This is a genomic window from Burkholderia sp. HI2714 (assembly GCF_002223085.1).
GTDB classification, from domain to species: Bacteria; Pseudomonadota; Gammaproteobacteria; order Burkholderiales; family Burkholderiaceae; genus Burkholderia; species Burkholderia lata_D.
Genome location: NZ_NKFM01000009.1, coordinates 38,207 through 45,008, shown reverse-complemented (window position 1 = coordinate 45,008; position 6,802 = coordinate 38,207). Strand labels below are relative to the sequence as shown.

8 protein-coding genes are annotated in these 6,802 nt (G+C 66.9%); 7 read left to right on the top strand and 1 reads right to left on the bottom strand.

Annotated features, from left to right (window positions below):
- On the top strand, window positions 1–240 hold a 240-nt coding region (locus tag CFB82_RS43705; RefSeq protein WP_218829060.1), incomplete at its 5' end, for a hypothetical protein.
- Between the two features lie 313 nt (window positions 241–553).
- Here CFB82_RS43705 and CFB82_RS01715 read toward each other — a convergent pair.
- On the bottom strand, window positions 554–1,822 hold the full coding sequence (locus CFB82_RS01715) for an SGNH/GDSL hydrolase family protein (protein ID WP_089483302.1): 1,269 nt from the start codon (window positions 1,820–1,822) through the stop codon (window positions 554–556).
- A gap of 201 nt (window positions 1,823–2,023) precedes the next feature.
- On the opposite strand from CFB82_RS01715, the gene paaA reads away from it, so the two are divergent.
- The 6 genes from paaA to CFB82_RS01685 all read left to right on the top strand — a co-directional run bounded on the left by paaA (window position 2,024) and on the right by CFB82_RS01685 (window position 6,795).
- Window positions 2,024–3,022, top strand: coding sequence for a 1,2-phenylacetyl-CoA epoxidase subunit PaaA (gene paaA / locus CFB82_RS01710; protein ID WP_089483301.1), 999 nt, complete (start codon window positions 2,024–2,026; stop codon window positions 3,020–3,022).
- A 40-nt stretch (window positions 3,023–3,062) separates the two neighbouring features.
- Window positions 3,063–3,347, top strand: a complete 285-nt coding sequence (gene paaB / locus CFB82_RS01705) for a 1,2-phenylacetyl-CoA epoxidase subunit PaaB (protein WP_089483300.1) — start codon at window positions 3,063–3,065, stop codon at window positions 3,345–3,347.
- Window positions 3,348–3,357: 10 nt separating this feature from the next.
- A complete protein-coding gene (gene paaC, locus CFB82_RS01700; protein WP_089483299.1) occupies window positions 3,358–4,161 on the top strand; it encodes a 1,2-phenylacetyl-CoA epoxidase subunit PaaC in 804 nt (267 codons plus the stop codon).
- 26 nt (window positions 4,162–4,187) lie between these two features.
- A complete protein-coding gene (gene paaD, locus CFB82_RS01695; RefSeq protein ID WP_069246918.1) occupies window positions 4,188–4,748 on the top strand; it encodes a 1,2-phenylacetyl-CoA epoxidase subunit PaaD in 561 nt (186 codons plus the stop codon).
- A 5-nt stretch (window positions 4,749–4,753) separates the two neighbouring features.
- Window positions 4,754–5,842, top strand: coding sequence for a 1,2-phenylacetyl-CoA epoxidase subunit PaaE (gene paaE, locus CFB82_RS01690; protein WP_089483298.1), 1,089 nt, complete (start codon window positions 4,754–4,756; stop codon window positions 5,840–5,842).
- Window positions 5,843–5,970: 128 nt separating this feature from the next.
- Window positions 5,971–6,795, top strand: a complete 825-nt coding sequence (locus CFB82_RS01685) for a DUF1835 domain-containing protein (RefSeq protein ID WP_089483297.1) — start codon at window positions 5,971–5,973, stop codon at window positions 6,793–6,795.
- The last annotated feature ends 7 nt before the right edge of the window (window positions 6,796–6,802 follow it).

The following is a 6,802-nucleotide window of genomic DNA, read 5'->3' as shown; positions in this document are numbered from 1 at the left end:
TTTTCGGTTCAGTTAAGAACCGGTCGCTCACTCAAAGCTGACAGGAATATGAATCACTTCATAAACCTGACTTACTTTAGTGTGAGACTCTTGATACTTTCGCTATCTGATCCGAGGATCAGCTCGCTTTCATCAAGCGCCCACACTTATCGGCTGTTAATTTTTAAAGAGCATTTCTGCGAGGAACTTCGTGTTTCTCAGCAGCGCTGCGTTTTCAGCAGCAGAGAAGCGAAATTATGAACCGTGTTTCGCAGCTCGTCAACAACTTTTTAACACCATCGTTGCGACTGCGGGGCTCAACTTCCAGGCCGGCTGCGCGCTACAGACTGCTGCGCATCGCCAACCCTGCTTCCCTTCTCCCGCGCCGTGTTTCCGTTAGCGCGAAAGAGGCGTGATTCTAAGCACCCGCCCCCATCCACGCAAGCCCTTTGTGAAAATATTTTGAAAAAGCCCCCGTGCGCTGACGCGCACGGGGGCTTCGGGCTCGACGGGCCACGTAACGCCGACAACCTCCAGGTCGCCGGCAACATTTCCCTCTATATATAGAGGCGCGTCACTTGCCGCCCATTGCAGCCTGCAGCGGCTCGACCGGCACCGCATCGGCCATCGCCGTGTAGCCGGCGTCGCTCGGGTGAATGCCGTCGCCGCTATCATAGCGACGCTGCAGCACGCTCGGGCGCTCGGGATCGCGCAGCACAGCATCGAAGTCGACCACACCGTCGAACCCGCCACCGCTCCGGATCCACCGGTTCACCTCAAGGCGGATCGCCTCACGCCCCGCCGGCAGCCCGGCCGGCGTCAGCGTCGCGCCGAAGACTCTCACGCCCTGACGGTGCGCCGCTTCGATCAGCCGGCGGTAGCCATCGATCAAAGATGCAGCCGTGACCTGCGTATGCGGGTGGTCGCAATCGAGCCCCGCGCGCGGCGGCATCGCCGCAAAGTTGATGTCGTTGATCCCGATCAGCACGATCGCCGCCTTCACCCCCGCACGCGACAGCGCATCGCGTTCGAATCGCGATGCCAGCGACGTGCCGTAGCACGCCGAATCGCTGAGCAGCCGGTTCCCGCTGATACCAAGATTCGCGACGCCGATCGACTCCACGCCGGCAGCGGTCAGCCGACGCGCCAGTGCGTCCGGCCAGCGGCGATTCCGGTTCACGCTCGAGCGCAGCCCGTCGGTGATCGAATCGCCGATCGCCGCTACGCTGGCGCGCGCGGAACCGGCCTCGACCGCAAGCTCGCTCACCCATGCATATTGGGTAAAACGGGTGCGAAACGCGGCGGCGCCCGGATCACTCACGTGATCACCCGGTGCGGACACGTAATTGAACTGGTTCGACACACGGTGCCAGACCGTCATCCGCTGGTTCGCCGCCATCTGGAGGCTGATCGCATAGGGTCGCCCGGCCGCCACGTCGATCTCCACCGGATCGCTTTCGAGTTCCTGGCCCGGCCCAAGCGTCACCGACGCCTTGCCGCCGAACCGGACCGGCACCGCCGCGCCGGCAAGCGCCGCCCCTTCGCCGGCGCGCGCGAGGCTCGCCGCCTCCACGACCAGCGGCGCACGGCCGTATGCATTGCTGACGCGGATCCGCGCGGCACGCCCCGACACCGTCGGATAGACGATCTGGCGCACGGCCCGTCCGGACACGTCGGGTGCGCGATAGAGCGGCGGCGGTGCGGCAAGGTCGGGAATCGGCTGCAGCGCGGTCGCCCACGCGGCCACCCATCCGGCCGGCGCGGCCGACGCCGACGCCACGAGCGGCGAGACAAAGACGGCCGCACCCAGCACGGCCGCGGCGATACTGCTTCGAAATGACATCGGCAAAATCCTCGTCGGAAAGCGGGCATTGTGCCGCAGAAGACGCGAAACCCCACGCGCCGGCCCACCCTCTCGCCATCCGATCGCGCCCCGACGTCACTCGTTTACCCGAGTCTCACCGCAAATCCGCAAGAAATTTATTAACCGACCGGTCGGTTGGTTTATACTTCGCACACATTCAACCGGACGAGAGCTTTCGCCATGTACACGCAATCCCTCGACATCCCCGGCAACGTCGCGCCGCTCGACGCCGCAGCCGAGTCGCCCGAGCAGGCGCGGTTCGATGCGGTCATGGCCGCCGACGGGAAGATCGAACCGCAGGACTGGATGCCCGACGCCTATCGCAAGACGCTGGTACGCCAGATCTCGCAACACGCGCACTCGGAAGTCGTCGGCATGCTGCCCGAAGGCAACTGGATCTCGCGCGCACCGAGCCTGAAGCGCAAGGCGATCCTGCTCGCGAAGGTCCAGGACGAAGCCGGCCACGGCCTCTATCTGTATAGCGCGGCCGAAACGCTCGGCGTATCGCGCGATTCGCTGATCGACGCACTGCTCGCCGGCAAGGCGAAATACTCCAGCATCTTCAACTACCCGACGCCGACCTGGGCCGACGTCGGCGTGATCGGCTGGCTCGTCGACGGCGCCGCGATCATGAACCAGATCCCGCTGTGCCGCTGCACGTACGGCCCGTACGCGCGCGCGATGATCCGCGTGTGCAAGGAAGAATCGTTCCACCAGCGCCAGGGCTTCGACGCACTGCTGTCGATGATGAAGGGCACCGACGCGCAACGCGCGATGGTCCAGCAGGCCGTGAACCGCTGGTGGTGGCCGGTGCTGATGATGTTCGGCCCGAGCGACGCCGATTCGGTCCACAGCAACCAGTCCGCGAAATGGGGCATCAAGCGGATCTCGAACGACGACCTGCGGCAGAAGTTCGTCGATGCGACGGTCGACCAGGCGAAGGTGCTCGGCGTGACGCTGCCCGACCCCGACCTGAAGTGGAACGAGGCGCGCGGCCATCACGACTACGGCACGATCGACTGGGGCGAATTCTGGCGCGTCGTCAACGGCGACGGCCCGTGCAACAAGGAACGCCTCGCGACCCGCGTGAAAGCGCACGAGGACGGCGCATGGGTGCGCGAAGCCGCACTCGCCCATGAAGCCAAGCGCCGCGCACGCGCCGAACAGCATGCCGCCTGAGCGGCGGCACACCATCGAATTCAGGATTCAGGAGAAAGTGATGAACAAGGAATGGCCGATCTGGGAAGTGTTCGTGCGCAGCAAGCAGGGGCTCGACCACAAGCATTGCGGCAGCCTGCACGCCGCCGACGCGTCGATGGCGCTGCGCATGGCGCGCGACGTCTACACGCGCCGCCAGGAAGGCATGAGCATCTGGGTGGTGCCGTCGTCGGCGATCACGGCGTCGGATCCGAGCGAAAAGGCCGAGCTGTTCGAGCCGGCGGGCGACAAGATCTACCGCCACCCGACGTTCTACACGCTGCCCGACGAAGTCAACCACATGTAACGCCCGCGCCATGACGATCACGCCCGAACACCTCTCCTACGTGCTGCGCCTCGCGGACAACACGCTGATCCTCGGTCAGCGCAACGCCGAATGGTGCGGCCACGGCCCGATCCTCGAGGAAGACATCGCGCTCACCAACATGAGCCTCGACCTCATCGGCCAGGCGCGCATGCTGTATACGCACGCGGCCGAACTCGAGCGCCAGCTCACCGGCGCGACGAAGACCGAGGACGACTACGCGTACTTCCGCACCGAGCGCGAGTTCGCGAACTTCACGCTCGCCGAGCTGCCGCACTACGGCCCGATCGCCGGCACCGCGCGCGCCGACAAGGACTATGCGGTGACGATCGTGCGCAACTTCCTGTACTCGGTGCTGATGCTGCACGTGTGGACCGCGCTCGAAACGTCGACCGACACGCAGCTCGCCGCGATCGCCGCGAAATCGGTGAAGGAAACCCGCTATCACGTACAGCACGCACGCGAGTGGCTGGTTCGCCTCGGTGACGGCACCGACGAATCGCACCGTCGCGCGCAGGACGCGCTCGACTACCTGACGCCGTACACGCGTGAATTCTTCGTTGCCGATTCGGTCGACGACGCGGTCGCCGCCGAGGGCATCGCCCCCGCGCCGGCCACGCTCGAAGCGGCGTGGCGCGCGGACGTGGACGACGCGCTCGCGGAAGCGACGCTCACGCTGCCGGCCCCCGTGCAGCATGTGACGACCGGCAAGCAGGGCGAGCACTCGGAGCACATGGGCTACCTGCTCGCCGAAATGCAGAGCCTCGCACGCCAGCATCCCGGCGCGACCTGGTAACCGACCGCCCCCAACGGAGCCCGACGATGTCCGTCCAGACCGCCCCCGCCAACGCCGTGCCCGCCGCGCGCCACGCCGACCCGCTGCTCGCGCGTGCATGGGACGTGCTCGAAGCCGTGCCCGACCCCGAGATCCCGGTCGTGTCGATCCGCGAGCTCGGCATCCTGCGCGACGTCCGCCGCGCGGACGACGGCCAACTCGAAGTCGTGATCACGCCGACCTACTCGGGCTGCCCGGCCATGTCGCAGATCGCGGAGGACATCGCCGCCGCGCTGCAGGCCGCCGACCTCCCGCCGCACCGGATCGAGACGGTGCTCGCACCCGCGTGGACGACCGACTGGATCACGCAGGAAGCGCGCGACAAGCTGCGCGCGTACGGCATCGCGCCGCCGGTCGGCCAGTGCGGCACCGCCGCGCCGCGGGAAAACGTCGTGCGCTTCGTGCCGCGGCCGGTCGCGGCGCCCGCGTGCCCGCGCTGCGGCTCCGCCCGTACCGAACGTCTCGCGCAATTCGCGTCCACGGCCTGCAAGGCGCTGTATCGCTGCGTCGACTGCCGCGAACCCTTCGACTACTTCAAACCTTATTAATCGATATGGCGACCCCGCAATTTCATCCGCTGCGTATCCGCGACGTGCGGCCCGAGACCGCCGACGCCGTAACCGTCTCCTTCGACGTGCCGCCCGAACTGCGCGACGCGTACCGCTTCACGCAGGGCCAGTTCGTCACGCTGAAGACCCACATCGACGGCGAGGAAACGCGCCGCTCGTATTCGATCTGCGTCGGCACGACGGACTACGACCGTGACGGCGAACTGCGCATCGGCATCAAGCGCGTGCGCGGCGGCCGCTTCTCGAACTTCGCGTTCGACTCGCTCAAGCCGGGTCACACGATCGACGTGATGACGCCGGACGGCCGTTTCTTCACGCACCTGAACGCCGATCACGGCAAGCAGTACGTCGCGTTTTCCGGCGGCTCCGGGATCACGCCGGTGCTCGCGATCGTGAAGACGACGCTCGAACTCGAGCCGCGCAGCACGTTCACGCTGATCTACGGCAACCGCAGCGTCGACGCGATCATGTTCGCGGAGGAGCTCGAGGACCTGAAGAACCGCTACATGAACCGCTTCGTCCTCTATCACGTGCTGTCGGACGACCAGCAGGACGTCGCGCTGTTCAACGGTGTGCTCGACCAGGCGAAATGCGCGGAATTCCTCGACACGCTGATGCCGGCCGACGCGATCGACGAGGCGTTCATCTGCGGCCCCGCGCCGATGATGGATGCGGCCGAGGCCGCGCTGAAGGCGGCCGGCGTGCCGCAGGCGAAGGTGCACGTCGAGCGCTTCGGCACGCCGCTGCCGCAGGCCGGCGCGCCGGTCGTCGACATCACCGACCAGACCCCGGCCGCCGACCTGGAAATCGTGCTCGACGGCAAGAAGCGCAAGCTGCGCCTGCCGTACGAAGGCGTGAGCCTGCTCGATATCGGCCTGCGCGCGGGCCTCGCGCTGCCGTACGCGTGCAAGGGCGGTGTGTGTTGCACGTGCCGCGCGAAGGTGCTCGAGGGCGAAGTGCGGATGGAGAAGAACTACACGCTCGAAGAGCATGAAGTGAAGGACGGCTTCGTGCTCACGTGCCAGTGCCACCCGGTCAGCGACAAGGTGGTCGTGAGCTACGACGAGCGTTGAGCGACGTCGCGTCGCGGCGCCGGACGGTTTCTCGCCGTCACACATCTCGCTTACACTAGGGGCCGCCGGCCGGCTGGACATCGCAACGTCCGCCCGGCCGGCGGTTTTCTTTTGTTGACGACAGGCCGATGAGTACCATTCATGTGATTCAGGGCGGCACCGCCGCCGCGTCGCTGCGCGAGGCACTCACGCAAGCCGGACGCGACGAGCGCGTCGTCGGATTGCTCGACGATCTCGGCGTCGGGCCGCTCAAGGGCGCCGACGAGACGCCCGACACGCGCGCCGCCTTCTGGCACCGCGTGCTCGGCGACCGGATTCCCGACTGGAACGCGGAGATCGAAGGCGAGTTCGCACGCCTCGACCAGCTCGCGACGGATACCGGCCAGGTGGTCGTGTGGCATGCGCCGAGCGTCGGCGACAAGTTGCTGCTGCGCCGCGTCGCCTATCACCTGCGCAACGTCCCGCAACGCCTGAACGAAGTGCGGCTGTCGGCCGCCGATCTCGACTCGGCGCAGCGCGCGTCGCTATCGCGCACCGACCAGGCGTGTGCGACCGGCATGTTCTCGCCGGCCGAGCTGGCGCGCAAGCGCCCGGTGGCCGCGCCGATCTCGGTGCTGCGCATCGGCCGCCTCGCGCTCGAATGGCAGGAGGCGAAGCACCTGAACGCCGAGCTGCGCTACTGGGTCAGCAACACGATCAAGAGCGGCCACTATGAGGATCTCGACGCGCTGATCGTCGCGCGCGCGGAAACCGACTGGCGGCCCGCGGGGCGCCTCGTCGGCAGCATCATGGCCGACGCCGACCGCGGCGGGCTGTTCGTCAGCGACTCGATCGCCTGGTGGCGCTGCCGCGAACTCGCGGCAGCCGGCCGGCTCGAGCTGCAGGACGACGCGCCCGCCGCCCTCTCTTCCACGCAGGTGCGCGCGGCCCGCATGGCCACCGCGCATCGCTAATCTTCCG

Bases quoted from the DNA above. Each gene is read 5' to 3' on its own strand.
- CFB82_RS01715 (WP_089483302.1), bottom strand. From the start codon at position 1,822: ATGTCATTTCGAAGCAGTATCGCCGCGGCCGTGCTGGGTGCGGCCGTC.
- paaA (WP_089483301.1), top strand. From the start codon at position 2,024: ATGTACACGCAATCCCTCGACATCCCCGGCAACGTCGCGCCGCTCGAC.
- paaB (WP_089483300.1), top strand. From the start codon at position 3,063: ATGAACAAGGAATGGCCGATCTGGGAAGTGTTCGTGCGCAGCAAGCAG.
- paaC (WP_089483299.1), top strand. From the start codon at position 3,358: ATGACGATCACGCCCGAACACCTCTCCTACGTGCTGCGCCTCGCGGAC.
- paaD (WP_069246918.1), top strand. From the start codon at position 4,188: ATGTCCGTCCAGACCGCCCCCGCCAACGCCGTGCCCGCCGCGCGCCAC.
- paaE (WP_089483298.1), top strand. From the start codon at position 4,754: ATGGCGACCCCGCAATTTCATCCGCTGCGTATCCGCGACGTGCGGCCC.
- CFB82_RS01685 (WP_089483297.1), top strand. From the start codon at position 5,971: ATGAGTACCATTCATGTGATTCAGGGCGGCACCGCCGCCGCGTCGCTG.